Origin of the sequence: Streptomyces rishiriensis (assembly GCF_030815485.1) — a bacterium.
GTDB lineage: Bacteria > Actinomycetota > Actinomycetes > Streptomycetales > Streptomycetaceae > Streptomyces > Streptomyces rishiriensis_A.
In genome coordinates, this window is record NZ_JAUSWV010000002.1 from 7,229,601 (window position 1) to 7,251,184 (window position 21,584).

Here is a 21,584-nt window from a genome sequence, read left to right on the forward strand (position 1 = left end):
AAGAGTTGCGCATCGGGCGGAGCCGGAGCCATTGAGGCCCCGGCCGCCCCGAACCTACGCTCACCAGGCGACCCGGAAACGAGGAATCCATGGGAATCCAGAGAATCGAATCGGTCACCTACGGCATCGACGACCTGGACGAATGCGTCCGGTTCTTCGAGGACTTCGGTCTGTTCCTGGTGGAGCGGACCGAAGAACACGCCGTGTTCGAGACCCTCGCCGGGCAGACACTCCACCTCGACACCGCGCCCGACCCGCTGCTGCCCCCGCCGGTGGAGGACGGGCCCACCCTGCGCGAGGTCGTCTGGGGCGTCGACACCCGGGCGGAGCTGACCCGGCTGGCCGCGGCCGCCGGCCGGCGCCGCGCGGTGCGCGAGAGCGCCGACGGCGTCCTCCACACCGCCGACCTCAGCGGCTTCGGCGTGGGCCTCACCCTCGCCCGGCCGAAGCAGGTCGCCGTCGCCGTCCGTCCCGCCAACACGACGGGCGACGTCAACCGGTGGAACACCGCCCTGGAGCCGCTCACCCGCGCCCACCCGCTGCGCATGTGCCACGTGGCGCTCAACATCGCCAAGTCGGGCAGGGACGAGGCGGTCGCCTTCTACACCGACGTCCTCGGCTTCCGCCCGACCGACATCGTCGAGCCGATGGGCGTCTTCCTGCAGGCCCCCGGCGACGACGACCAGCACACCATGCTGCTCTGCCACCGCCCGGACCGGGTGGGCGTCAACCACATCGCCTACGAGGTGCCCGGCTTCGACGATGTCGTCGAAGGCGGCAACCACATGATCGACAAGGGCTGGCGGGAGGCCCGCCGGCTCGGCCGCCACACCGTCGGCTCGAACGTCTTCCGCTTCCTGCACGCCCCCTGCGGAGGCCGCGTCGAGTACGCCGCCGACATGGACCGCGTCGACGACGCCTACGGGACCCGCGTCCACGCGACCACCCCGCCGCACCACATCTGGGCGCTGCGCACCCACCGCGACCAGGACGCCACCACCGCCTCCTGAGCCGTCGCAGCCTCACCGACTCTCCACCCTGAGAGGGCACCCACCCATGACCACCGACCACGGCTACCCCGCCGTCCGCCTCCACATCGCGGGCGAGTGGTGCCAGGGCGGCACCGGACGTACCGCCCCGATCGTGAACCCGGCCACCGAGGAGGTGATCGGCGAAGTACCCCTGGGCGCCCCCGCCGACCTGGACCGCGCGCTCGAAGCCGCCGCGGCGGGCTTCAAGGCGTGGCGCGCGACGCCGGTGGCCGAGCGCACGGCCGTCCTGCACACCGCCGCCGACCTGCTGACCGAGCGCGCCGCCGAGGCCGGCCGGATCATGACCCTCGAGCAGGGCAAGCCGCTCGCGGAGGCCACCGGCGAGGCCCGCCGGGTGGCCGGCACCCTGCGCTGGCACGCCGACGACGCCCGCCGCGCCTACGGCCGGATCATCCCCGCCGAACCCGGCACGCTCCTGACCGTCCGCCGTGAGCCGATCGGCCCGGTCGCCGCCTTCGTGCCGTGGAACTTCCCGGCGGGCGGCCCGATGCGCAAGATCTCCGCCGCGCTCGCGGCCGGCTGCTCGATCGTCGTCAAGGCCTCCGAGGAGACCCCGGCCACCGCCGTGGAACTGGTGCGCTGCTTCACCGACGCGGGGCTCCCGGCCGGAGTGCTGAACCTCGTCTTCGGTGAACCCGCCGAGGTCTCCGCCCACCTGATCGCCTCCCCCGTGGTACGCATGGTCGCCTTCACCGGCTCGGTGCCGGTCGGAAAGCTGCTGGCCGCGCAGGCGGGCCAGGTCATGAAGCCGTCGCTGATGGAACTCGGCGGCCACGCCCCGGTGATCGTCTGCGCCGACGCCGACCCGGTGCGGGCCGCGCGCAAGGCCGCCCGGGCCAAGTTCGCCAACGCCGGCCAGGTCTGCACCTCGCCGAGCCGCTTCCTCGTCCACGAGAGCCTCGTGGCGGAGTTCACCGCCGAGTTCGTGAAGGTGGCCGAGGCGGTGGTCGTCGGTGACGGCCTCGAGCCGGGCACCACCATGGGCCCGCTCGCCAACGAACGCCGGCTGAAGTCCCTGGAGCGGCTCACCGCCGACGCCGTCGCGCGCGGCGCCGAGGTCCTCACCGGCGGCGAACGGCCCGACCGGCCCGGATACTTCTTCGCGCCGACCGTCCTGACCGACGTGCCCGAGGACGCGGAACTGCTGCACGAGGAGCCGTTCGGGCCGATCGCGCCGATCCTGCCGTTCAGCGACCTCGACGCGGCCCTCGAAGCCGCGAACGCGCTGCCGTTCGGCCTCGCCGCCTACGGCTTCACCGGCTCCGCCGCGACCGCCGAGAAGCTCTCCGCCGAGCTGGAGGCCGGGATCCTCTCGCTCAACCACTGCGGCGGCTCCGTCCACGAGGCGCCCTCCGGCGGCGTCAAGGACAGCGGCTACGGCCGGGAGGGCGGGCCGGAGGCGCTGGACGCCTACCTGGTCACCAAGCGCGTCTCCCACCAGCTGGCGCCATGAGGTACGCACGGCTCGCGGTCGACGGCCGGGCGCGGTGGGGCAGGGTGGGGGAGACCGAGGTGGAGCTGCTGTCCGGCTCCCCGCTGGAGGGCGAGCCCGACACCGTCGGGACGGTCCGGCGCGACGCGGCCGACTGGCTGCCGCCGGTCGTCCCGCCCGTGTTCTACGCGGCCGGCCTGAACTACGCCCGCCACATCGAGCACGCGGCCCGGCTCGGCAACCCGGCCGCCGTCCTGCCGGGCCGCCCGGAGGTCGGATACCGCGCCAACAACGCGCTCACCGGCCACCGTTCGCCGATCGTGAAGCCGGCCGGGGCCGACGGGCGGTTCGAGGCCGAGCCCGAACTCGTCGCCGTCATCGGCCGCACCGTCCGGCACGCCTCCTACGAGGAGGCACGCGCGTCGGTCTTCGGCTGGACCATCGGCAACGACGTCAGCGCCCGCACCTGGCAGCACCGGGACCGCACCCTGTGGCGCAGCAAGAACAGCGACACCTTCAAGCCGATGGGGCCGTGGATCGAGACCGACGTCGACGCCCTGGCGCAGACGACCACCGTGCGGGTCAACGGCGCGGAGCAGACCTCGTTCCGCACCGGCGACATGGTCTTCGACCCCTTCGACTTCATCGTCGAGATCACCGAACACATCACCATGCGGCCCGGGGACGTGCTGTGGATGGGCGCCGAGTCGGCCTGCCGGATCGAACCCGGGGACACCGTGGAGATCGAGATCAGCGGCATCGGTGTGCTGTCCAACCCCGTTCACCTCGAAGGGAACCATCAGTCATGAGCGCGGAACCCCGCTACATCCACCACGTCAACTTCCCCACCACCGACCCCGACCGGACCGCGGAGTGGTACACGAAGGTCTTCGGCATGAAGCGGATCATGCCGAAGTCCAACACCCGCGTCGTGCTGATGACCCGCGGCAACTTCGACCTGCACTTCACCCCGGTCGAGGAGATGGAGCGCATGGCGCCCTATCACTTCGCCGTCGAGGTCGACGACTGGGACGACTTCCTGGCACACCTCGCCGAGCTCGGCGTCCGGCACACCCGGCCCGTCCAACGCCCCGAGAACCAGTCGAAGTTCTGCTACATCCACGACCCCGACCACACCATGATCGAGCTCGTGCACCACGCCAAGCGCCCCAACTGATCGCCCCCGTAGAGGAGTTCCCTCCCATGCCCCTCGCCGACTCCGACGGCACCTCCCTCTACTACGAGCGCCACGGCAGCGGTCCGGCGATCCTGTTCGTGCACGGCAGCGGCGGCCACCACGCCGCCTGGTGGCAGCAGGTCGCCGCCCTGCGCGACGCGTTCACCGTGGTCACCGTCGATCTGCGCGGCTTCGGCGGATCCGACTCGTCCATGGCGGAGTTCGACGGCCAGGACTTCCCCGGTGACGTCGTCGCCGTCCTCGACCAGGAGGACCTGACCGACGTCATGCTGGTCGGACAGTCCATCGGCTCCGTCGCCGCCCTGCGAGCCGGCCTGCTGCGCCCTGAGCGCGTCTCCTCCGTCGTCCTCGGCCACTCGCTGGGCGGCATCAGCCACCCGGAACTGAGGGAGCTGGCCGCCGCCGACCGGGCCGAGGCCGTGAAACTCCCGGTCCTCGACCGGCTGCTGACCAAGACGTTCCAGCGGGAGCGCGCCGACCTCACCTTCCTCTTCCAGCAGATGGGCACCTTCAACGTGGCCAGGATGCAGGACCTGCGCAACCTCGACACCAACGGCCCCTCCCTGGAGGAGATCGAGGCCTCGGGGGTCAAGGTCGCCTTCCTCGCGGGCGAGCGGGACGCCGTACTGAGCGTCAGGACGGTGACCCGCGCCCACGAGCTGCTGGTCGGCTCGCACCTGGAGATCGTCCCGGGCGCCCCGCACTCCATGTACTGGGAGACGCCCCAGGCCTACAACGAGGCCGTCGCCCGTCTGCGCCGCACCCTCACCGCACCGGAGGAAGCCGTATGAGCAGCCTGACCCTGGCCGCCGCCGAGGAGATCGTCGAGGCCGCCACCGAGCGCGCCCGGGCCGTGGGCAAGGCGGTGAGCGTCGCCGTCGTGGACGCCGGCGGCTTCCCCGTCGCCATCCGCCGCTCCGACGGGGCCCGCCCCCTCACCCCGGACATCGCCCGCGCCAAGGCGTACACCGCGGCCGTCATGCAGCGGCCCGGCACCATGCTGAAGAAGTGGCAGGAGAGCCAGCCCGTCTTCTTCGCCCAGCTCTCCCAGCTGCCGGGCGCGGCGCTGCCGATCATGGCCGCCGAGGGCAGCGTCACCATCAAGAAGGACGGCGAGATCGTCGGCGGCCTCGGCATCGCCGGCGGCACCGCGGACGAGGACCAGACCATCGCCGACGAGGTGCTCGCCTCCCTCGGCTACGAGCTGGAGTTCGCCGCCTGGGGCGGCCCGGCCGGGCCCGGAAAGGACGCGTGACCCATGGCGGACACGTTCAACTACCGCATCGACCACCACGGCAGTCTGGTCCGCCCCGCCGAGCTGGTCGCCGCCCGCGCGGCCGGCGACCCCGAGGCGCTGGCGGCCGCCGAACGCAAGGCCGTCGAGGAAGCGGTCGTCCTGCAGCGCCGGCTCCGCTCGACCGTGGTCACCGACGGCGACTTCCCCCGCGAGGACTTCCGCGGCGCCGTCCTCGACGCCGTGACGGGATTCCGCCGCACCGGCGAGGTCGGTGCGGACGGTCTGGCCGGCTGGGTCGCCGAGTCCCTGCCCAAGGCGGACGGCCCGCTGCTCGCCGACCGGGCCGAGCTGCTCACCGCGCTGACGGTGATCGCGCCCAAGGTCTCCCTGCCCTCCCCGGCGTACCTCGCCGCGACCACCTACCGTCCCGGCCTCGGAGTGGCCTCCGCACGCGAACTGGGCGAGGCCCTCGCGGAGATCATCCAGGCGGAGACAGAACTGCTGGTGTCGAAGGGGGTACGTCTGCTCCAGCTCAACAACCCTTTGCTGCTGGGCCAGTTGTCGACCGAACCGGCCGACCCGGGCGCGCTGTCCTTCGAGGACGCCCTCGCCGTCGACGCCCTCGCCGTACGCCTGGCGACGCGTCCGGAAGGCGTACGGATCGGGGTCGCCCCCGGCCACGCCGCCCCCGCCGCCGTGGACCGGGCGCGTGCCGAGCGACTGTACGGCGCGATACCGGCCGACCGCTGGATCCTGCCCTTCGACCAGGGCACCGACGCCGAGCTGGACCTCGTCCGGGCGCTGCCCGAGGACCGGGACGTCTGCCTGGGCGTGGTCGACGCGACGGTCCCCGAACTCGAGGACGTCGACACGGTGATGGCCCGGATCGACGCCGTCGGCGCGTTCAAGGATCTCGAGGACGCGGCCGTGTCGCCGTCCCGGGGCTTCGCCGACGTGGCGAGCCGGCCGCTGCTGACGGCGGAGCAGCAGCGCGGGAAGATCGTGCTGGTGGAGACGGTCGCCCGCTACGTGTGGGGCAACGAGTTCTGATCGCGGCGGACAAGGGCCGGGCGCCCCCGGGGGAGTTGCCCGGCCCACGCTTTACCGCACGCGTCCTGGGACGCCTCGCCCCTACAGCGTCTCGGCGAAGGTGACCGTCCGGTCCGTCAGCAGCGGCCACACGGTCGCCACGATCAGCTCCTGGAAGTGCTCGGCCGCCTTGTGCGCCTCGAACCCGGCCCGGTCCGCGTACCGCTCGTACAGCAGGAAGCCACCGGGCCGCCCCTCGACCGCGTGCACCTCGTACCCCTCGTTGGCCGGCTCGGCACGGGTGCGTTCGCGCACCCGGAGCAGCGCGGCGCGGACGGCGTCCTCGTCGGCGGGGGCGCAGCGGTAGTGGGCGACGACGGCATAGGACATGTCCGGTTCTCCTCGGCGGTTCGGCGGTTCGGCGGTTCGGCGGGTCGGCGGTTGACGGGTCGGCGGGTCGGCGGAGGCCCGTCAGGCCTTCGGCCTGCCGATTCCAGCATGGATGAGGCCCGCCCCCACCCGCGCGCGGCGCAACCAATGCCTGCTGTCACAGAGCTGGCGGCACCGCCCTGACGTGGTGTGTCGTCACAGTCCGCACCCTGGCCGACAAAGGAAGTGACCCGACATGCGTACCCTGGAAACCCTCGTGGGCGGGGAGTGGGTGGCGAGCGCCGACTGGATCGACGTCCTCGACCCCGCCGACGTCCGCACCCCCGTCGCCCGCGTTCCGGCCCTCACGGCCGAGGACGTCACCCGTGCCTTCGACCACGCCGAGCGGGGGTTCACGCTCTGGAAGCGCACCAGCCCCTTCGAGCGGTCCCGGGTCTTCACCGACGCGGCCCGGCTGATCCGCGAACGGGTCGAGGAGATCGCCGCCGACGTGACGGCGGAGAACGGCAAGACCCTGACCGAGGCGACCGGCGAGACCCTCAAGGCGGCCGACTTCCTGGAGTACTACGCCGGTCTCGCCCGCCAGGGCTACGGCACCCTCCTGCACGACGTCCGGCCCCACCACCGCACCCACACCCAGCGCGAGCCGATCGGCGTGATCCTGGTGATCAGCCCGTGGAACGACCCGCTGATCACGCCCGCCCGCAAACTCGCCCCGCTGCTCGCTACCGGCAACGCGGCCGTGTTCAAGCCGGCCACCGACACCCCGGTCTCCGGCCTGCACTTCGCCCGCGCCCTGCACGACGCCGGACTTCCCGCGGGCGTGCTGAACGTGGTGACCGGCCGGACCGCCGAGATCGAGGAGGCACTCCTCGACGACTCGCGGATCGCCGGGATCACCTTCACCGGCTCGAACGCCGTCGGCAACCGCATTCGACGCCGTATCGCCGACCGCAACGTCCGCTTCCAGGGCGAGTTGGGCGGAAAGAACGCCTCGGTGGTACTCAAGGACGCCGATCTCCGGGCCGCCGCGAAGGCCGTCGTCGCGGCGTCGTTCGGACAGGCCGGCCAGCGCTGCACCGCCACCAGCAGGGTCGTCGTCGAGCAGCCGGTGTACGAGGAGTTCACCCGGCTGCTGGTCGCCGGGGTCGAGGGACTGAAGGTCGGCCCGGGCAGCGACCCGGCGACCACGCTGTGCCCGCTGGCCGGCGTGAAGCAGCGCGACGGAGTGCTCGCCGCCCTGGCCGGGGCGGTCGAAGAGGGCGCCACGGTCCTCACCGGCGGCCACGCCGACTCCGAGGGCGGGCGCGTCTTCGGGTGCTATGTGCAGCCGACCGTGCTCGGGGACGTCACCCCCGGGATGGCGATCTGGCGGGAGGAGGTCTTCGGGCCGGTGCTCGTCCTGCGCACGGTCGACGGCTTCGACGCGGCCGTCGAGGCGGTCAACGACTCGGGATACGGCCTCGCCGCCGCCGTCTTCACCCGCGACCTGGCCCACGCCCACCGCTTCGCCGACGAGGCCGAGTGCGGACAGGTCGCGGTGAATTCCACCACCACCGGCTGGGACGTCCACCTGCCCTTCGGCGGATTCCACGATTCCGGCACGGCCTACAAGGAGCAGGGCGAGGAAGTCCTGCGTTTCTCGACGCGCGTCAAGACTGTCGCCGTGCACTTCGGCGGCTGAGGATCAGGAGCAGCGACGAGACGAAGAGAGGAGCGTTCGATGGCTGACGAGACGATCGGCATCGCCGGCGCCGGCATCGTGGGGCTGGCGACGGCCCGGGAGATCGCCCTGAGCAGGCCCGGCACCCGGGTCGTGGTCTTCGAGAAGGAGCGGGAGGTCTCGCTCCACCAGACCGGCCACAACTCGGGCGTCGTGCACGCCGGCATCTACTATCCGCCCGGCAGCCTCAAGGCCGAGCTGACGGTACGGGGCGTGGCCCTGCTGCGCGCGTACTGCCAGGACCGCGAGCTGCCGTACCTCGAGATCGGCAAGCTGGTCGTGGCGGTCCGCGAGGACGAACTCGGCAGGATGGAGGCCCTCTACGACCGGGCCAGGAACAACCACGTGCCCGACCTGCGGAAGGTCTCGCGCGAGGAGATCCGGGAGATCGAGCCGAACGCCGGGGGCGTCGCGGCCCTGTACTCCCCGCGCACCGCGATCACCGACTACCCGGCGATCGCCCGTGCCTTCGCCGACGACGTGGTCGGCTCCGGGGGAGAGGTGCGGACGGATTGCCCGGTCACCGGCATCACCGAGGTGCCCGGCGGCGTCGAGGTGGCCTGCGGGCAGCAGCGGACGCGGGTGGACCGGCTGATCCTGTGCGCGGGCCTGCACTCCGACACCGTGGCCGGCCTCGCGCAGGACCGGCGGGAACCGCGGATCGTCCCGTTCCGGGGCGAGTACATGCTGCTCCGACCGGAGAAGAGGGACCTGGTGCGGGGCCTGATCTACCCGGTGCCTGACCCCCGCTATCCGTTCCTCGGCGTCCACTTCACGCCCCGCGTCGACGGCTCGGTGGAGGTCGGCCCCAACGCGGTCCTGGCCCTGGCCAGGGAGGGGTACACCCGCACCCGGATCTCCCCGAAGGACGTGCTGGGCCTCGCCGCCTACCCCGGTGCCTGGAAGATGGCGGCCCGGCACTGGCGCACGGGCATCAAGGAGTACCGCGGGTCCTTCTCGGCGGCGGCCTTCATGAAGGACGCGGGGCTGTACGTCCCGGCGGTCGGCGTCCGGGACGTCGTACGCGGCGGGGCGGGTGTGCGCGCCCAGGCCCTGGACCGCGACGGCACCCTCGTGGACGACTTCCGCATCCATCGGGTGGGCCGGGTCACCGCCGTCCGCAACGCGCCCTCGCCGGCCGCCACGGCCTCCATGGCGATCGCCGAGCACATCGTCGAAGCCGTTTTCGACGGCGCTTCCGGCGGCGGCTGAGCGAACACGGCGGGAAACGGGTTGCCGGAACGTTGCGCCGAAACGGGTTGCCGGAACGGGGCGTTGGCACGGGGCGCTGGAACGGTTGCGGGAGCGTCTTGCCGAAACGGGTTGCCGGAACGGGAGCGACTTGCCGGAACGGGTTGCGGAAGCGTCATGCCGAAGGGGTCGCCGAAACGAGTCGCCGAAACAGGTTGCCGGAGCGTCTCGCCGGAACGGGTTGCCGGAAGGCGTTGCCGAAACGGGTCGTCGAAACGGGTTGCCGGAAGGCGTTGCCGAAACGGGTCGTCGAAACGGGTTGCGGAAACGTCATGCCGAAACGGGTTGTCGAAACAGGTTGCCGGAGCATCTCGCCGAAACGAGTTGCCGAAACGCGTTGCCTGAACGGCCGATGCAGGCCGGAAACCGTTTCCGGCGACCGCTCGCGCAAACGGTAAGTGCCCTGCGAACAGCGCACTTCCACGCAACAACAGCTTGCGCTCCCAGGGGCTCCGCAAGGCCTTTCCGGCCCCCTAGCGTTCCCTCCGCAACGCCTCACCACGTGCCCTACCGAGAGAAAGAAGCACGGGACATGTTCGTCGTCGACACGCAGATCCACATCTGGCTGGAAGAGACCCCGGACCGCCCCTGGGTGCCGGGCGCCCGGGAGCGGATCCGCCTCAACGGCCACCGCGAGGACCCCTTCTCCTACGAGGAGGCGCTCGAGCTGATGGACGAGGCCGGCGTGAACCGCGCGCTGATCCTGCCGCCGTCCTGGGAGGGCGACCGCATCGACTACGCCCTGGAAGCCTGTGAGGCGCACCCGGACCGCTTCGGCATCATGGCCCGCATCCCGCAGAACAAGCCCGAAGAGGGCAAGGCGATGCTGACGGACTTCGCGCAGAACCCGCACATCAAGGGCACGCGACTGACCTTCCACCGGCCGCAGGACCGCAACTGGATGATCGACGGCACCAACGACTGGTACTGGCCCGTCGCCGCCGAGCTGGGCATCCCCACCATGGTGCACGCGCCGATCTGGAAGCGTGAGCTCGGCGAGATCGCCGCCAGGCACCCCGAGCTGAAGATCATCATCGACCACATGGGCATCATGGCCCGCTGCGTCGACGACGCGATCGGCTACTGGGTCTCGGAGACCGCGGACCTCGCCGCCCACCCGAACATCTACGTCAAGGTGTCGGCGCTGCCCGGCTACTCGACGCAGCCGTTCCCGAACAACAACATCCAGAAGTACGTGCGCGAGATGGTCGACAGGATGGGCCCGCAGCGCTGCTTCTACGGCACCGACATCACCCGCCTGCTGGGCCACGGCATCACCTACACGGACACCGTCGAACAGTTCACCAAGCACTGGGACTTCACGCCCGAGGAGCTGGAGTGGATCATGGGTCGCGGTATCTCCGAGGTCCTGAACTGGCCGATCGAGGGCTGAGGAACCACGAGAGATGACCGACACCAGCACCTCACCGGGCGTCGACGGCGGAGACGCTCTCGTCACCGCCTTCAACGCCGTCGGCGCCGACTACCTCTTCTGCTCGTCCGGATCCGAGTGGGCCCCGGTATGGGAGTCCCTCGCCCGGCGCCACCGCGACGGACTGCCCTGCCCGCGGTACCTGGACCTGACCCACGAGACCGTCGCCGTGGGCATGGCCACCGGCTACGGCCTGGTCAGCCGCCGGCCGCAGGGTGTGCTGCTGCACGCGGCCCCCGGCCTGCTCCAGGGCTCGATGGCCGTGCACGGGGCGCTGCTGGCCGGCGTCCCGATGGTGGTCAGCTCCTCGGAGTCGACCACCTACGGCGACGGCCCCGGGCAGGATCCGGGCGGCCAGTGGTACCGGAACCTGTCCGTCGTGGGCGGCCCGCACGGCGTCGCGGGTCCGTTCACCAAGTGGTCCACCGAGGCCGCCAGTGTCCACACCCTGCCCACCATGGTCACGCGGGCGGCCGAACTGGCCTGGCGGTCCCCGGCGGGCCCGGCCTACCTGAACGTCCCGCTGGAGATCCTGCTGGAGGAATGGGACGGCCGCGAGGCCAAGCCCGTCGTGCCGCCGGGCTCCACGCACAGCTCGCCCGAGGAGGTCGACCCGGTCGCCCGGATGATCCGCGATGCCAGGAACCCGGTCGTGGTCACCGAGACCGCCGGCCGGGAGACGGACGGCTTCGAGGCCCTCCTCGCGTTCGCCGAGGCCTGGGACATCCCGGTCGTCGAGCCGGACTCGGCGGTGTGCGGCAACTTCCCGCGCACCCATCCGCTGCACGCGGGAAGCGACATCGGCCCGTGGATGGACGAGGCGGACCTCCTCCTCCTCGTCAACTGCCGTGCCCCGTTCTACCCGCCGTCGCGCCGCCCCTCGAAGGCGCGGGTGGTCGTCATCGACGAGGTGCCGCAGCGCCCGCACATCGTCTACCAGGTCCTCTTCGCCGACGCGTACCTGGAGGGCAACGTCGCCAACTCCCTGCGCCAGCTCACCAAGCGGGCGAAGGATCTCGACGAGGCCGCCGTCGCCGTACGGCGTGCCGCGCAGGACGAGCGGCACGCCGCCGAGCAGGCCGCCGTCGCCGAGGCCGAGAAGCAGGCCGAGGCGCGGCGGCAGACCGAGGGCGTCGACCCGGTACTGGTCGCGGCCACGCTGCGCGAGCTGCTGGACGGCGCGCACGGGATCGTCGTCGACGAGACCATCACCCACAGCCGCGTCGTCAGGCGGCACCTGCACACGGCCGAAGCCGACTCGTACTTCTACGTGCAGGGCGGGCTCGGCCAGGGCATCGCGGTCGCGCTCGGCGTCAAACTCGCCGCGAGGGAACGTCCGGTGGTCCTCACCATCGGCGACGGAGCGTTCGCCTACAACCCGGTCGTCGCCTCGTACGACGCGAGCAGGGCGTACGAACTACCGCTGCTCATCGTCGTGTTCAACAACCGCGTCTACAAGTCGATGAACCTCAACCATCGCAGGTTCTACCCCGACGGAGCGGCCGCCGAGACCGGCGAATGGCTGGGCACCGACCTGCACCGCCTGCCCCGACTGGCCCAGTTCGCCGAGCCGTTCGGCATGCACACCGAGACCGTCGACACCGCGCAGGCGCTCGGGGCCGCCCTCGAACGCGCCCTCAGGGCCGTGGAGGCGGGCACCACCGCCGTCGTCGACGTTCTCGTCACCCGCTGAACCAGGAGGCACCGTCACCATGTCCACCCCACCCACGAAGATCCTGGTGCCCGCGGAGGACCTGCGCACCTTCTCCGCCGCGCTCCTGGAGAAGGGCGGCCTGAGCGCCGCGCACGCCCGCACCACCGCCGACGCGTTCGTCTGGGCCGCGCTGCGCGGTGTCGACTCGCACGGCATCGCCCGGATCCCCGCCTACCTGGACCTGCTGGACAAGGGCGTCGCCAACGCGGACGCCCGGATCACGCTCGAGTCCAGCACCCCGGCCGCGGCCGTCCTGGACGCCGACCGCGCCCCCGGCCCGGTCGCCCTGGGCGCGGCCGCCGACGAGGCCGTGACCAGGGCGAGGACGACCGGCGTCGCCGCGGTGGGCGTGCGCCGCACGGTGCACACCGGCGCGATCGGCTACTACGTGTCGAAGATCGCCGAACGGGGACTGGTCGGCATCGGCTTCGTCGCCGGGATGCCGAACATGGGCTACACCGGCGTCAGGGGGGCGGCGGTCGCCACCAGCCCGCTCGCCATCGCCGTCCCGACCGACGCCTCGTCGGCGCACGCGCCGCTGCTCCTGGACATGGCCACCGCCACCATCGCCCTCGGCAGGATCCGGCAGGCCAGGGCGAACGGCACCCCGCTGCCCGAGGGCGCGGCCGCCACCGAGGACGGCACCCCGACCACCGACCCGGACAAGGCGGTCATGCCGCTGCCGCTCGGCGGCGCCAAGGGCTCCGGCATGTCCCTCGCCTTCGAACTGCTGACGAGCGTGCTCGTCGGGGCGCCGATCTTCGCGTCGTTCCACTCGGACGACCCGGCCGGCCGTGAGCACCGTCAGAACGCCCTGCTCATCGCCGTCGACCCGGCCGCCTTCGGGGGCGCGGACGCCTTCACCGAGTCCGTGGACGCCACGCTGGGCACGCTGAAGGGCCTGCCGGCCGCGGACGGTGCGCAGGGCGTGTTCTACCCCGGCGAGCGCAGTGCCGCCGTGGCCGCCGCCCGCGGTGAGAAGGGCGTCCCGGTGGCGCCCAAGGTCTGGCGCGACCTGACCGAGCGCGCCGGGAAGCTGGGCGTCGCCCTGCCGGAAGCCGCCGGATAGGGGACGGCGGCTTCCAAGGCGACGACCCGGGGAGGGGCGGGTGGCCGCGGGCACGCCGGTGCGGCGGACGACGCCTTCGGGCCACCCGGGTGGCGTCCGGTGCGGCGGACGCCCCCTGGCCCGGTCCCCTCCTCGCCTCGAAGAGGGACCGGCGAGGTACCGACCGGCGGACGCACCCGTCCCTCACTCGCGACGGGCCACGATCCGGTACGCGTTGGACACGCCCAGCCGGTGCGACAGCGGGCGCACCGCGAACCGGTCGAGCAGGGCGCCCACGATCAGCGCCGGAATCCCGGCGACCAGCAGCGCCCCGCGCAGCGTGCGGCGCAGCGCGCCCGGCGGCTCGGGCAGCCAGGGCGCGTCGTCGCGCGGCGCCGCGTGGTCCAGCGCCAGCCATACGGCGGCCAGCAGGTCGACCGGGTCGTGCGGCTCGGCGTGCTGCTCGGCCACCACCGTGAAGCCCAGCCGGGTGAGCCGTTCCCGCAGGTTGGCCACCGGCACGAAGTGCAGATGCTGCGGCTGGAGCCAGGGCAGCCACCAGCGGCCCAGCAGCCGCGCGTACCGGCTCTCGGGGTCCGGCACCTCGATGAGGAGATGCCCGCCGGGGCGTACCGTCTCGTGCGCGGCGCGCAGTTCGCGGTCGGGATCGGTGCTGTGCTCCAGGTAGTGGAACATGCTCACGACGTCGTAACGGGCGGCCAGGTCGGGCGCCAGCTCGGGGAACGCGCCCCGATAGCCGTGCTCCACCCGGCCCTCCCGCTGGGCGAGTTCGACGCCGTCGGTGAAGTCCAGGCCGTCGAACGCCGTCCCGGGCAGCACCTCCCGGGCGACCGCGCAGAAGTGACCGTGTCCGGTGCCGACGTCCAGCCACGTCTTCGGCGCGGGGTCGTGCGCCAGCATCGACCGCGCCCGCCCCCGGTACATCTTCGTCCGCCCCCCGAAGGTGTCCCCGAGTTTCTTCTCGCCCAGCCCGTCGTAGAAGTCCCGGTAGTAGAACTCCAGGCCCTCGGCGCTCAGCCGCGGGTTCTGGAAGGTGTGCCCGCAGCCCTCGCAGCGGTCCAGGACGAATCGGCCCGGCTTGTGCTGGAGCAGGTCGGTGGTGCGCAGCCGGGTGGTCAGCGCCGCCGAGCCGCACCACGGGCAGGTGGTGCGGCGGGGTTCGAAGAAGCGGTCCGGACCGGCGGCGATGTCGGCCCGGTAGGCGGGACGCGCCCGGGCGATCCGCTCGGCGGGCTCGGTCTCTTCGCTCATTGGAACTCCCCTGCCAGGTCTTCGAGATGGGCCGCGGCGGCGGACGGACCGCCCGCGGCGCGGAACGCCGTACGGATCCGGCCGGCGGCGGCGCGGTGTCCGGGTTCGTCCAGGACGGCGTCGAGCGCCGCGCCCAGCTGCCGCGCGGTGACCCGGCCGAACCGCACCCGCACCCCGGCCCCTGCTTCGGTGACCTGCCCCGCCACCACCGGCTGGTCGTCGCGGATCGGGGCCACGACCAGGGGAACGCCGTGCCACAGGGCCTCGCACACGGTGTTGTGCCCGGCGTGGCAGACCACCGCGCCCGAGGCCGCCTCCAGCCTTTCCAGCAGGGCGAGTTGCGGCGCCGACGGCACGATCAGCACGTTCTTGTCGTCGCCGCCCGGCTCCGACGTGCCGCCCGGATCGACGATCACGCCCTGGACCCGGTCGGCCCGCTCCCGCAGCACCTCCCGGCAGACGTCGAGGAACCGTCCGCCGACATCGGTGTTCGCGGTGCCGAGCGTGACCAGCACGGTGGCGCGGCCGCCGTCGAGCCACTCCCAGGGGAAACCGGCGGCCGGGGGCCGGGCCGTGATCGACGGGCCCACCCAGCGGACGCCCGGGTGCGCGTCGCCCGCCAGCTCCGGTGTGCTGAACGCCAGGACGAGATGCGGCGAGAAACGGGGGTCGGCGTCGCCCGCCGGATCGCCGATCGCGGACCGCAGTGCGGCCAGCCGCCCGTCCAGCCACTCCCTGACCTTGGGCAGCCCGGCGAGCGGGTCAGTGAACTCGGCCGAGGTGGTCGCCGAGGTCGCCCACGGCAGGCCCAGCCGCTCCGCGACCAGCGCGCCGGCGAAGGCCTGCTGGTCGGTGACGACGACGTCCGGCCGGAACGCCTCGACGGCCGCCCGCACACCCGGCGCCATGGCCTCGGCGAGCGGCAGCAGGTACCACTCCCACAGGAACCGCAGCGCCTCGGGACCGCGCAGATCGGCGGGCCGCTCGCCCCGCGGCGCCCCGTCACAGGCGAACACCGCCCCGGTCCCGGGGCCCGCCAGCCGGCCGACCAGCTCCGGATCGGCGCAGGCCCACGCCACCTGGTGGCCCCGCGCGGTGAGTTCGGCGGCGACACCGACGGCCGGGTTGAGGTGCCCCACCAACGGCGGCGCGACGAACAGGAACCGGCTCACCCGGCCGCCTCCGCCGCCACCCGCCCGGCCTCGTCGACGAGGGACAGGATGTGCCCGCCGACCGTGCCCGAGGCCTCCACGAGGACCGAGTGCTCGTGCCCCGCGATCACCACGGTCCGGCAGTCCGGCAGCACCGCCCGCAGCCACGGCGCGAGTCCGGCCAGATCGGAGTCGGCGCCGTACAGGCCGAGCACCGGACAGCGCACCGCCGCGATCTGTTCGTCCGTCAGCACCCGGCTGGCCGGGATGTCCCGCCCGAGAGAGGTCTCCCGCGCGAGCCGGGCCGCGCCCCTGGCCAGGCGGGCGGTGTTGTGGCCGCGGTGCGCGGTGATCCAGGCGATCGCGTCGGACTCGTTGTGGGCGAGCTGGTTCACGACCCGGTCCAGGATCCCGCCGAGCTTCACCGCCCAGGCGGCGGTGGCCGGTTCGGATTCGACGAGACTCACGCTCGCCGCCCGCTCGGGGTGCCGGGCCGCATAGCCGAACGCGACGGTGCCGCCGTAGGAGTTGCCGACCAGATGCACCGGGCCGGTCACCGCCAGCCGGTCCAGCAGCGCCTCGAGGTCGTCGATGTTGTCGTCCAGCGTGTAGCCCCCGGCGGGGCGCCCGCTGCGGCCGTGGCCCCGCAGGTCGTACATGACGACGTCGAGGCCCGCGGCCGCGAACGCCGGGGCGACGGTGAAGTAGTAGCTGGCCAGGCTGTCGGTGAGCAGACCGTGCACCAGCACCACGGTGGCGGTGGCCGGCCGGTCCTGCCGGGGGCCGATCCGCTGTACGTGCAACCGGACGGAGCCGGTGTCGACCATCGCCATGGCTCAGCTCCCCTCCGTGGCCTTCAGACTCGTCACCACGTACTCGACGAGCCGTCCGACGGTCAGGTCGATGATCTCGTCGAACTCCATGCCCGCCAGGAACTCGGCGAAGTTGACCCTGTCGCCGTACCGCTCCTGGAGCAGGCCGGCCAGGGTGACCAGGTCGATGCTCTCCAGCTCCAGGTCGCGGTTGAAGGTGGTCTGCATGTCGATCCCGATGTCGTCGAGGCCGTACTCGTCCTGCAGGAGCCGGGTGAGCATGCCGGTGAGGTCGGCCAGGACGGACCTCTCCTCTGCGGTGGCGGGGGTGCGGGGGGTGGGGGGTGTCATCGGGCGTCGTACTCCTCTGCGGTCGGGTGTCCCGTCGTCCAGGCCACCACGTACGAACGGTCGGGCAGCCTGGGCGGGTTGGCGGCCGGTGCGCAGTGCACGGTGTAGGCGCGTTCCAGGCGGCCCGCGACGGTCAGCCGGTCGCCGGCCGGGGCCGCGTCGAGCACCGTGAAGTCCCGTGGCCGGCCGCCGAATCCGGTGCCCTCGGCCTTGGCGACGGCCTCCTTCGCCGCCCAGAAGCGGGTGAACCAGAGGGCCTCGGAGCCGCCGGGTCCGGCCGACAGGCGGCGCAGCAGCCGCAGTTCGCCTTCGCCGAGGGCGGCGGCGAGCGTCTCCGCAGTACGGTCGGTGACCTCCTCGATGTCGATCCCCGGCCCGGGGCCCGGCGTGTGCGGCCGGACGATCGCGACGCCCGCCTCCGCGCTGTGCGCCAGCGAGACGTCCAGCGGGGGCAGGACCCGCCCGTGCACACCGGTGACGTACGGTCGGCCGGCCTCGTCGTTGCGTACCCGCAGCTCGGCCGGGAAGACCGGGCCCTCGCCCTGGTCCCAGAGCCACTGCCGTACCGCGTCCTTCACCGCGATGCGGCCCAGCAGCCACTGCCGGCGGCCGCGCGGCGCGTGCTCCGCGTACTGCGAACGCTCGGCGCCGCCCAGCGAGTTGCGCATGATCAACTCGCGGGAGGCCAGGTCCGGCCAGCGCTCGTGCAGCAGCTGCCAGCCACCCGGGCGGGTCTCGGACAGGGTGTGGCGCTCCGGGAAGCGCTCGACGGGCCGGGTCTTCGGATCGTTGTCGAACCGGCGGTCCTGCCAGCCGTACAGCTCCGCCCACACCGTGCCCCCGGCCGTCAGCTGGATGTCGGCCTCCAGAAAGACGTCGGTGAGCGAGGTGATCCGCACCAGGCACCCCACCTCGGTCCCCGGCGCCGGATGCGGCCCGTGGAAGCGCATCTCCCGCATCCCGACGGGGAACACGACGGTCCGCTCGGTACGGGTCGCCATGATCCAGTAGCCGAGGATCTGGCCGACGTTGTCCAGCAGCGCGCCGGGTGCGGACGGGGTGGTGATCACCCCGCGGATGTGGCGGTCGCCGATCGCGGTGAGTTCGGTGACGCCCTGGAACGCCGGGCCGTGGAACATCCAGCGCTCGTCGTAGAGCTGGGCGGCGGTGTGGTCCGGGGCGCGCTCGGCGCCGGGGTCGGCGGGCCAGGGTGCGGGGGGCGGTGGGTGGGCGGCGGCCAGTTCGACGGTGGCGCGGGCCCGGGGGCCGAAGGAGACGGCCAGCCGGTCGGGGCCTTCGGGTGTCACGGTCACCGGCACGTCGACGGCCGGGGTGGCGGTGAGCCACTCCTCGAACCGCGCGCCGTGCACGGCGACCGGCACCGTGCCGGGAGCCCGCTCCCGGGCCGCGTCCGCCGCCGCGTCCACGATGTGCCGCACGATCGTCGTGGCCGGGACGACCGGCCACCGGTCGGCGACATCGGGCCAGCCGGGCCGCTGCGGGAAGAAGCAGTGGTCCAGCAGGTAGGGCATGGCGTCGGGGGAGACATGGACGCTGGTGTGCCACGGGCCGGTCCGCCGGCCGGCCGCGGGAGCGCCGGCCCTCGCGGTCATGAGGGCGGCCGCCGTGTCCGCCGTCTCGTGGAGCAGGGCGGACAGTTCGGCGGCCATCGGCGAGCCCGCGGCCAGGGCGTCCAGCGGCGAAGGACCGACGGGCCCCGCGCCACGCACCGGGGCGCGCAGCTCGGCCCGCAGGGCGGTCAGCCGCGGCGGCGCGAGGGACACCAGGGCGCTGCCCAGGTCCAGCCGCACGGGCGGCCGTGGTGCCCGCGCGGCCGTGCCGGTCGCCGGAGAGGAGACGGGGGAGGCGACGGGTGAGGGCGCGAGGGACGGCGCCACCGCCGCACCCGCCGTCCACAGGGCGGTGGCCACCCGGCGGAGCTGGGCGAGGCCCGTGCGGTGGGGGGAGTTGGCGGCGACGACCAGATGGTCCCGGCCGGCCAGCGTGTCCCCGGTCAGGGAGCCGAGCCGACCCGGGCCGACCTGGACGTACACCCGGTGTCCCGCCGCGTACAGCGCCTCGGTCAGCTGCCGGAAACGGACGGGTTCCAGCAGATGGCGGACGAACAGGTCCCGTATCCCCGCCTCGTCGCCGGGGAAGGGGGCGGCGGTCGTCCCGGACCAGACGGGGGTGTGCGGCGGGTACAGCCGGAACCGGTCGGCGGCCTCCTTGATCGGGCCGAGATGCGGTTGCAGCATCGGCGTGTGGAAACCCGACCGGAACGGCAGCACCTGGCTGAGCACGCCCTGGGCACGGAAGGCCCGTACGAAGTGCTCCACCGCCGCCTCGGGGCCGCACACCATCGACTGACCCGGCGCGTTGTCGTGGGAGAGCACCAGGCCCGCCGTGGCCCGGCCGCCGTCCCGCAGGGCGGCCAGGACCCGTTCGGCGGACGTGCCGATCGCGCCGAAGGCGAGTCCCGCGACCGTCACCGAGTCGGGATCGAAGTCCGCCATGAACGCGTCGACCTCGTCCCCGGAGTACAGTCCGGCCGTCGCCATCGCCGTCCACTCGCCGACGCTGTGCCCGGCGACCGCGTCCGGCACGATCCCGCAGCGGCGCAGCGCGGCGTCGAGCAGCCGGCCGACGGCGACGACACCGAAACCGTGCCGGCCGACGTCACCGGCGCGCTCCCCGGTGACCGGCGGGGCGGGCAGACCGAAGTGGGCGGCCACGTCGTCGACCTGCGGAGTGAAGTCGCCCTCCAGACCGGGGAACAGGAACGCCGGTCCGCTCCGGCCGGTGCCCAGCAGGGGGCTCGGCCGGAACCAGACGTCACTGCGGCCGTGCCAGGCGCGCTGCTTGCCGACCGTGCGGCGGGCCAGGGCGAGCCGCTTCGCGGTCGGGTCGACGATGCCGAGGCGGGCCGGTCCGGCGTCCGGGTGCGGATGCGTGGGGGCGAGCCCGGCGGCCCGTACGGTGCTGTCGTCGGCGTCCAGGAGGGCGGCGAGACCCGCGGGGGAGCCGGCGGCGAGCAGCAGGATCCGCTCGGGTTCGGTGACCGTCAGGACCGGCCGGGGCGGCGCGGCCGCACGGGATCCGCGTGCCCCCGGGGCCTCTTCCAGCACCACGTGCGCGTTGATCCCACCGAACCCGAACGCGTTCACGGCGGCCCGGCGCACGGGCTGCCGACCGGTGCTCTCCCAGTCGGCGGCCTTCTCCAGGGTGCGGAACCTGGTGCGGGCCAGGGCGGGGTGCGGGTCGTCGCAGTGCAGCGTCGGAAGCAGCATGCCGTGGTGGACGGCGAGCGCGGCCTTGACGAGGCCGGCCACCCCGGCGGCGGGCATGGTGTGCCCGATCATCGACTTGACGGACCCCAGTACGGCCTCACCGTCACCGGAGCCGAACACCTCGGCGAGCGTGGCCAGTTCGGCCTCGTCGCCGGCCGGGGTCGCGGTGCCGTGCGCCTCCAGCAGACCGATCGACCCGGGCTCGGCCGGGTCGAGCCCGGCGGCCCGCCACGCCTGCCGGACGGCCTGTGCCTGCCCGCCCGGATCGGGGTTGACCAGCCCCGCGGCCCGGCCGTCGCTGGCCACCCCGGTGCCCCGGATCACCGCGTAGATCCGGTCGCCGTCGCGCTCGGCGTCGGCCAGCCGCTTGAGGACGACGACGCCCGTGCCCTCGCCGATCAGGATGCCGTCGGCGTCCCGGTGGAAGGGGCGGCTGCGCTGGCTGGGGGAGAGGGCGCGCAGCTGGGAGAAGACACTCCACAACGTGATGTCGTGGCAGTGGTGGACGCCTCCCGCGAGCATCAGGTCGCAGCGCCCGGAGGCGAGTTCGCCCACCGCCTGGTCCACGGCGACGAGCGAGGACGCACAGGCCGCGTCCACGGTGTACGCGGGGCCGCGCAGGTCCAGCCGGTTGGCGATCCGGGAGGCGGCGAGATTGGGCACCAGGCCGATCGCCGACTCCGGACTGTCCGGACCGAGCCGCTCGGTGAACGCCGCCCGCACCCGGCCGAGTTGGTCGGACGTCAGGTCGGGCAGCAACTCTCCGAGTGTGCGGACCAGTTGGCCAGCCGTCCGGACCCGTTGGTCGAGCCGGACCAGGCCGGGACCGAGGTAGCCGCCCCGGCCGAGGACGACGCCGACGCGCCCCGGGTCGGGGAGCCGGTCCGGGCCGCCCGCGTCGTCGAGGGCGGCCGACGCCACATGCAGCGCGATCAGCTGGTCCGGCTCGGTTCCGGCCACCGAGTGGGGCATGATCCCGAACCGGGTGACCTCCACCTGTGCCAGCCCGTCCACGAACCCGCCCCGCCGCGCGTACACCCGGTCCGCGACAGCCGGTTCCGACGCGCTGCCGGGCCGGTAGTACTCGGCGTCCCAGCGTCCTGCGGGCACCTCGCCGATCGCGTCCACGCCGTCCCGCAGGTTCCGCCAGTACGCCTCCAGGTCGCCGGCGCCCGGCAGCAGGACGGCCATGCCCACGATGG

Annotated in this window: 18 protein-coding genes; 12 read left to right on the top strand and 6 right to left on the bottom strand. The window is 73.2% G+C overall.

The window, feature by feature from the left end:
* Positions 1-89: 89 nt before the first annotated feature.
* From QF030_RS34550 to QF030_RS34580, 7 genes are read left to right on the top strand one after another with little or no spacing between them, the layout of a single operon-like run.
* Positions 90-1,010 carry a VOC family protein gene (locus QF030_RS34550; protein ID WP_307166478.1) on the top strand — a complete coding sequence of 307 codons (921 nt, stop codon included), beginning with the start codon at positions 90-92 and terminating at the stop codon, positions 1,008-1,010.
* Positions 1,011-1,056: 46 nt separating this feature from the next.
* A complete protein-coding gene (locus tag QF030_RS34555) occupies positions 1,057-2,505 on the top strand; it encodes an NAD-dependent succinate-semialdehyde dehydrogenase (protein WP_307166479.1) in 1,449 nt (482 codons plus the stop codon).
* Positions 2,502-3,293: a fumarylacetoacetate hydrolase family protein gene (locus QF030_RS34560; protein ID WP_307166480.1), complete on the top strand. Its 792-nt coding sequence runs from the start codon at positions 2,502-2,504 to the stop codon at positions 3,291-3,293. The genes QF030_RS34555 and QF030_RS34560 overlap by 4 nt, the downstream gene beginning before the upstream one ends.
* Positions 3,290-3,661: a VOC family protein gene (locus QF030_RS34565; protein WP_307166481.1), complete on the top strand. Its 372-nt coding sequence runs from the start codon at positions 3,290-3,292 to the stop codon at positions 3,659-3,661. The genes QF030_RS34560 and QF030_RS34565 overlap by 4 nt, the downstream gene beginning before the upstream one ends.
* A 26-nt stretch (positions 3,662-3,687) precedes the next feature.
* Positions 3,688-4,473 carry an alpha/beta fold hydrolase gene (locus QF030_RS34570; RefSeq protein ID WP_307166482.1) on the top strand — a complete coding sequence of 262 codons (786 nt, stop codon included), beginning with the start codon at positions 3,688-3,690 and terminating at the stop codon, positions 4,471-4,473.
* Positions 4,470-4,937, top strand: a complete 468-nt coding sequence (locus QF030_RS34575) for a GlcG/HbpS family heme-binding protein (RefSeq protein WP_307166483.1) — start codon at positions 4,470-4,472, stop codon at positions 4,935-4,937. Before QF030_RS34570 ends, QF030_RS34575 begins: the two co-directional genes overlap by 4 nt.
* Before the next feature lie 3 nt (positions 4,938-4,940).
* Positions 4,941-5,969, top strand: a complete 1,029-nt coding sequence (locus QF030_RS34580; protein ID WP_307166484.1) for a methionine synthase II (cobalamin-independent)-like protein — start codon at positions 4,941-4,943, stop codon at positions 5,967-5,969.
* An 81-nt stretch (positions 5,970-6,050) separates the two neighbouring features.
* Here the strand turns inward: QF030_RS34580 and QF030_RS34585 are convergent, their stop codons facing one another.
* The gene (locus tag QF030_RS34585) at positions 6,051-6,338 is read right to left on the bottom strand and encodes a putative quinol monooxygenase (protein WP_307166485.1); all 288 of its coding nucleotides are present in this window, start codon (positions 6,336-6,338) and stop codon (positions 6,051-6,053) included.
* Between the two features lie 235 nt (positions 6,339-6,573).
* Here QF030_RS34585 and QF030_RS34590 point away from each other — a divergent pair, with 235 nt between their 5' ends.
* The 5 genes from QF030_RS34590 to QF030_RS34610 all read left to right on the top strand — a co-directional run bounded on the left by QF030_RS34590 (position 6,574) and on the right by QF030_RS34610 (position 13,527).
* Positions 6,574-8,022, top strand: a complete 1,449-nt coding sequence (locus QF030_RS34590) for an aldehyde dehydrogenase family protein (protein ID WP_307166486.1) — start codon at positions 6,574-6,576, stop codon at positions 8,020-8,022.
* 39 nt (positions 8,023-8,061) lie between these two features.
* Positions 8,062-9,273 (top strand): L-2-hydroxyglutarate oxidase, encoded by a 1,212-nt coding sequence (gene lhgO, locus QF030_RS34595; RefSeq protein ID WP_307166487.1) that lies wholly within the window; start codon positions 8,062-8,064, stop codon positions 9,271-9,273.
* Positions 9,274-9,844: 571 nt separating this feature from the next.
* Positions 9,845-10,705, top strand: coding sequence for an amidohydrolase family protein (locus QF030_RS34600; RefSeq protein WP_307166488.1), 861 nt, complete (start codon positions 9,845-9,847; stop codon positions 10,703-10,705).
* Between the two features lie 13 nt (positions 10,706-10,718).
* The gene (locus tag QF030_RS34605) at positions 10,719-12,437 is read left to right on the top strand and encodes a thiamine pyrophosphate-dependent enzyme (protein ID WP_307166489.1); all 1,719 of its coding nucleotides are present in this window, start codon (positions 10,719-10,721) and stop codon (positions 12,435-12,437) included.
* A 19-nt stretch (positions 12,438-12,456) separates the two neighbouring features.
* A complete protein-coding gene (locus QF030_RS34610) occupies positions 12,457-13,527 on the top strand; it encodes an Ldh family oxidoreductase (RefSeq protein ID WP_307166490.1) in 1,071 nt (356 codons plus the stop codon).
* Positions 13,528-13,710: 183 nt separating this feature from the next.
* On the opposite strand, the gene QF030_RS34615 is transcribed toward QF030_RS34610, so the two are convergent.
* The 5 genes from QF030_RS34615 to QF030_RS34635 are packed head-to-tail and all read right to left on the bottom strand — an operon-like array spanning position 13,711 to position 21,573.
* Positions 13,711-14,778 carry a class I SAM-dependent methyltransferase gene (locus tag QF030_RS34615; protein WP_307166491.1) on the bottom strand — a complete coding sequence of 356 codons (1,068 nt, stop codon included), beginning with the start codon at positions 14,776-14,778 and terminating at the stop codon, positions 13,711-13,713.
* A complete protein-coding gene (locus QF030_RS34620) occupies positions 14,775-15,950 on the bottom strand; it encodes a glycosyltransferase (RefSeq protein ID WP_307166492.1) in 1,176 nt (391 codons plus the stop codon). Before QF030_RS34620 ends, QF030_RS34615 begins: the two co-directional genes overlap by 4 nt.
* Positions 15,947-16,762 (bottom strand): alpha/beta fold hydrolase, encoded by an 816-nt coding sequence (locus QF030_RS34625; protein WP_307166493.1) that lies wholly within the window; start codon positions 16,760-16,762, stop codon positions 15,947-15,949. The genes QF030_RS34620 and QF030_RS34625 overlap by 4 nt, the downstream gene beginning before the upstream one ends.
* 3 nt (positions 16,763-16,765) lie before the next feature.
* The gene (locus tag QF030_RS34630) at positions 16,766-17,092 is read right to left on the bottom strand and encodes an acyl carrier protein (protein WP_307166494.1); all 327 of its coding nucleotides are present in this window, start codon (positions 17,090-17,092) and stop codon (positions 16,766-16,768) included.
* Complete coding sequence (locus tag QF030_RS34635) at positions 17,089-21,573, bottom strand: beta-ketoacyl synthase N-terminal-like domain-containing protein (protein ID WP_373428936.1); 4,485 nt, start codon at positions 21,571-21,573, stop codon at positions 17,089-17,091. The genes QF030_RS34630 and QF030_RS34635 overlap by 4 nt, the downstream gene beginning before the upstream one ends.
* Positions 21,574-21,584: the final 11 nt, after the last annotated feature.

Bases quoted from the DNA above. Each gene is read 5' to 3' on its own strand.
- QF030_RS34550 (WP_307166478.1), top strand. From the start codon at position 90: ATGGGAATCCAGAGAATCGAATCGGTCACCTACGGCATCGACGACCTG.
- QF030_RS34555 (WP_307166479.1), top strand. From the start codon at position 1,057: ATGACCACCGACCACGGCTACCCCGCCGTCCGCCTCCACATCGCGGGC.
- QF030_RS34560 (WP_307166480.1), top strand. From the start codon at position 2,502: ATGAGGTACGCACGGCTCGCGGTCGACGGCCGGGCGCGGTGGGGCAGG.
- QF030_RS34565 (WP_307166481.1), top strand. From the start codon at position 3,290: ATGAGCGCGGAACCCCGCTACATCCACCACGTCAACTTCCCCACCACC.
- QF030_RS34570 (WP_307166482.1), top strand. From the start codon at position 3,688: ATGCCCCTCGCCGACTCCGACGGCACCTCCCTCTACTACGAGCGCCAC.
- QF030_RS34575 (WP_307166483.1), top strand. From the start codon at position 4,470: ATGAGCAGCCTGACCCTGGCCGCCGCCGAGGAGATCGTCGAGGCCGCC.
- QF030_RS34580 (WP_307166484.1), top strand. From the start codon at position 4,941: ATGGCGGACACGTTCAACTACCGCATCGACCACCACGGCAGTCTGGTC.
- QF030_RS34585 (WP_307166485.1), bottom strand. From the start codon at position 6,338: ATGTCCTATGCCGTCGTCGCCCACTACCGCTGCGCCCCCGCCGACGAG.
- QF030_RS34590 (WP_307166486.1), top strand. From the start codon at position 6,574: ATGCGTACCCTGGAAACCCTCGTGGGCGGGGAGTGGGTGGCGAGCGCC.
- lhgO (WP_307166487.1), top strand. From the start codon at position 8,062: ATGGCTGACGAGACGATCGGCATCGCCGGCGCCGGCATCGTGGGGCTG.
- QF030_RS34600 (WP_307166488.1), top strand. From the start codon at position 9,845: ATGTTCGTCGTCGACACGCAGATCCACATCTGGCTGGAAGAGACCCCG.
- QF030_RS34605 (WP_307166489.1), top strand. From the start codon at position 10,719: ATGACCGACACCAGCACCTCACCGGGCGTCGACGGCGGAGACGCTCTC.
- QF030_RS34610 (WP_307166490.1), top strand. From the start codon at position 12,457: ATGTCCACCCCACCCACGAAGATCCTGGTGCCCGCGGAGGACCTGCGC.
- QF030_RS34615 (WP_307166491.1), bottom strand. From the start codon at position 14,778: ATGAGCGAAGAGACCGAGCCCGCCGAGCGGATCGCCCGGGCGCGTCCC.
- QF030_RS34625 (WP_307166493.1), bottom strand. From the start codon at position 16,762: ATGGCGATGGTCGACACCGGCTCCGTCCGGTTGCACGTACAGCGGATC.
- QF030_RS34630 (WP_307166494.1), bottom strand. From the start codon at position 17,092: ATGACACCCCCCACCCCCCGCACCCCCGCCACCGCAGAGGAGAGGTCC.
- QF030_RS34635 (WP_373428936.1), bottom strand. From the start codon at position 21,573: ATGGCCGTCCTGCTGCCGGGCGCCGGCGACCTGGAGGCGTACTGGCGG.